This is a genomic window from Streptococcus sp. DD11, assembly GCF_001578865.1.
Classification (GTDB): domain Bacteria; phylum Bacillota; class Bacilli; order Lactobacillales; family Streptococcaceae; genus Streptococcus; species Streptococcus panodentis.
In genome coordinates this window covers 273,132-276,912 of the sequence record NZ_KQ969392.1, presented here as the reverse complement: position 1 = coordinate 276,912, position 3,781 = coordinate 273,132, and the positions used below count along the sequence as shown (strand labels likewise).

Annotated in this window: 2 protein-coding genes; both read left to right on the top strand. The window is 51.5% G+C overall.

Annotated elements, in window-relative coordinates; genetic code table 11:
* The first annotated feature begins 133 nt into the window (after window positions 1-133).
* Window positions 134-1,726 carry a DUF1593 domain-containing protein gene (locus STRDD11_RS01270; RefSeq protein ID WP_128834599.1) on the top strand — a complete coding sequence of 531 codons (1,593 nt, stop codon included), beginning with the start codon at window positions 134-136 and terminating at the stop codon, window positions 1,724-1,726.
* Between the two features lie 33 nt (window positions 1,727-1,759).
* On the top strand, window positions 1,760-3,457 hold the full coding sequence (locus tag STRDD11_RS01265; RefSeq protein ID WP_128834596.1) for a carboxylesterase family protein: 1,698 nt from the start codon (window positions 1,760-1,762) through the stop codon (window positions 3,455-3,457).
* Window positions 3,458-3,781 lie beyond the last annotated feature (324 nt).

Genomic DNA, 3,781 nt, shown 5'->3' with positions numbered 1-3,781 from the left:
GCCCTGCCCTGACGGGGTTTGCAGCCAGCAATGCGGAAAAGGGCGGTCCAGCTGCAGCGACAGTGGGCGGTCAGTCCTACACAAATGTCTTTGACTGGTTAAATAGCCAGCATAAATAAGCAGGAGGAATAAAATGAACAGAAAGTACGCTATGATCTGGATGGGGCTTGCGGCTTTGTCAGCAATTCTGCTCTTGAGCTGCAGTCAGACCAGCCAGCGGCAGGAGAAGCCCCAGTCAGCAGCAAAGCCAGACAAAGCTCGAACAGTCATCACGACAGACGGTGAAGTGGATGATATGGACTCCATGATTCGCTATTTTTACTATGCCAATGAAATGCAGCTGGAGGGGATTGTCCTTACCAGCTCGACCTACCACTATGCCGGTGACAGCAGCAAGGGCATCGAGCCCTATCGCTGGACGGGCACGGACTGGATCTACCAGATGCTGGATGCCTATGAGAAAATCCAGCCCAACCTGGCCAAGCATGCCGAAGGCTTCCCAACAGCCGACAGCATCCGCAAAAATACCAAAATCGGCAATATCAAAAATGTCGGTGAAATGGATGAGGTGACAGAGGGATCGGAATTTCTCAAAGACCTTTTTCTCAATGATGATGACAGACCTCTCTATGTCCAGACCTGGGGCGGGACCAATACGACTGCCCGGGCCCTCAAGTCCATCGAAGAAGCGTACAAGGACAAGTCCAACTGGAAGGATATTCAGGCTAAAATTTATAAAAAGCTGATTCTCTATATCATCTTGGATCAGGATAACAGCTGTAAGGACTATATCCAAAAATCCTGGCCGAACCTGCAGGTCATCAACGACCAGTCCAATTTCTGGCATTTTGCCTATGCCTGGAAGATGCACAGTGTCGAACTCAATACCTATCTGCAGGGGGACTGGAACCGGGAAAATATCCAGAAAGACCACGGTCCCCTGCTGGCTAGGTATGCTCTCATGGGTGACGGCAAGGTGGTGCCCGGTGAGCTGGATGAGGAGCAGCGGGGCAGTGAGGCCTATCTGGCTAAAAATCCTCAGTATCAGAAATATGACTTTATCTCTGAAGGAGATTCACCGTCTTATTTCTATCTCTTTAACAACGGCCTTCAGGACATCAAGCAGCCGACTTACGGCGGCTGGGGCGGCCGTTTCGGTCTGGTCAATGACAAGCTTTATCAAAACACCGTTTTAGACTACAATCCCTACTCCAAGCGCTTTGAGGCGGAATACACCCTGACGCGCTGGTTTGATGATATTCAGCGGGATTTTGCGGCGCGTGCCGACTGGGGCATTGCGGACAGGTATGAGGATGCCAATCATGCGCCGACCGCCAGTGTCAAGGAAGGCAGCCAGCTGACTGCCAAGGCTGGCGACAAGATTACCCTGACCGGCCAGGGCAGCGATCCGGATAAGAATAAACTGACCTACAAGTGGTGGCGCTATTTTGAAGCCGACAGCTATCCAGAATACCACGGTTCCTCCAAACCGGTCTCCGATAAGGACAGGAATGAAGGCGGCCTCCAGCTCAGCCTCTATCGGGAACTGGACAAGGGTGAAGCAGTCGATCCTGTCAAGCTGACCGGAGCTGATACCGAGACGGTCTCCTTTACCATTCCCAAGGACGCCAAGAAGGGTGATACCTTCCATATGATTCTGGAAGTGCAGGATGACGGTGCCCATCAGCTGAAAGGCTACCAGCGGGTAGTGATTACGGTGGACTAGGAAGTTTGAATTTTTAAAGAAAAGGAGCAAATCATGAAAGTCAAGAAAATCGGCAGTCTCCTGCTGCTGGCAATCCTGCCCGTAATCTTGGTATCCTGCGGTCGGATCCAGTCCAAGGAAAGCGCGAATCGGACAGTCCGCCAAACAGCTTACGGAGCAGTGAAGGGGGCAGAGAAAGACGGTGTCCTGATCTGGAAGGGGGTTCCCTATGGCGGGGAGACCTCAGGGGAAAATCGTTTCAAGGCGCCCGCGGATCCTGAAAAATGGAGCGGCGAGCGGGATGCGACCAAGTCCGGCCAAGTAGCCCTGCAGTCCTCTGCGGATGGGGTTATCGGCAGTGAGGATGCCCTCAATCTGGACATTTACCGGCCTGATTCTGACAAGGAAAAGCTGCCAGTCCTGGTCTACATCCATGGCGGCAACAATCAGACCGGCAAGTCTGAGGAAATCTCAGGTGCTTCCTTTGTCAAAACGCATGATGCCATTTTTGTATCAGTCAACTACCGTCTGGGAGTTCTAGGCTTCAATCCGCTGCCGGCTCTCAAGACTGGCAGTGATGAGGAAAATTCCGGCAACTACAGTCTTTTGGACATTGCCAAGTCTCTGGACTGGATCCGGGGAAATATCGAAGCCTTTGGCGGCGACAGCCAAAATGTGACCGTATCAGGATTTTCAGCTGGCGGCCGGGATGTCATGGCTATGCTGATTTCTCCCATTTTTAAAGGGAAATTTGATAAGGCTGTCTCCTTCAGCGGCGGGATGACTGTGGCAGACGAAGCAAAGAGCCAGCAGGTTTTTGCGGAGGCTCTGGCACCGCTGGCTGTGGAAGATGGCAAGAAGGGTGATTTGGAGGAGGCCAAGGCCTGGCTCCTAAGCAGGGACAGTGCTGTCAGGGATTATCTGCAGGACTTGGACGCAAAGCGCTTGGCGCCTCTCATGGGCAATGCCGGTATCCGTATGAGCGTTTTTCCCCATCTCTATACGGACGGTGCCGTCCTGCCCAAGGAGGGCTTCGACACGAAAAATTACAATCAGGTCCCTCTGCTCATGCTGACGGGGGAAACTGAATTTTCTCTCTTTGCCTACTATGACAAATACTTTGCCCAGGCCCAGGCAGCCAAGACCATGGACCAGGAACCGGCAGCCAGTGACTATGCTTTTGTCAATACCTATGGCGGCCAGTTCTACAGTCTTTTCAATGTTCAGGAGTCGGCTGAGAAAATGGCTCCATCTTATAAAGCCCCCATCTATTCGGCGGAGATTCGATTTGGGGAAGATGCTGCAGTGGTCGGTTCGCCTATGTCGACCTTCGGTTCCTACCATGGTGTCTTTGTGCCGCTCTTGGACCGGGATAATCAAAACTACCAGCAGCTGGTTGGTCAGGCTTATGCGTCTAAAGGAGCTCAGGAACTGTCCCAGCTCTTCCAAGATTATCTCTATCAGTTTATCTCAACAGGCAATCCTAACGGCAAAAATCTGCCCCGCTGGCAGGAATGGACGGCAGCCGGAGAGGCGCCGACCCTTTATCTGGATGCGACCAAGGAGCAGGCCAGTGCCCAGATGGGCAAAAAGGACTACAACTATACAGATGTGCTGGAGCAAATAGCGGCTGATACGAGCATCAGTCAAGAGCGTAAGGAGCAGCTGCTGACCCAAGTCCTCAATGGCCGCTGGTTCAGCTACGGACTGGATGAAAAATACGGCAACCTGTCGGACTTTGATAAGAGATAGTATGTGAAGGTTGAGAGAAATCTCAGCCTTTTTAAAAATAATTTTAGAAACCGCTTGCATCTTTTGGAAATTGTGCTATACTTAGTTTATGGATTGTTACTGGTCAGGCAGGCAAAACCTAAGCAAATACGAAATAAAAAGCGGTTTTTGTGCTTTTCTATTTGGTGTATGCTTAGGTTTTTTCTATGCCTCTTAGCGAGGCGAATCCTTAGGATGAGGCTGAGCTTAGAGGCATTGATGCCTAGCCGCAGAGCGGCGTGGGTACTCTTGCTCTTAACGAAACAAGTCCGGAGGATGTCTGGCGGTGGGACAGAACTAAATTTT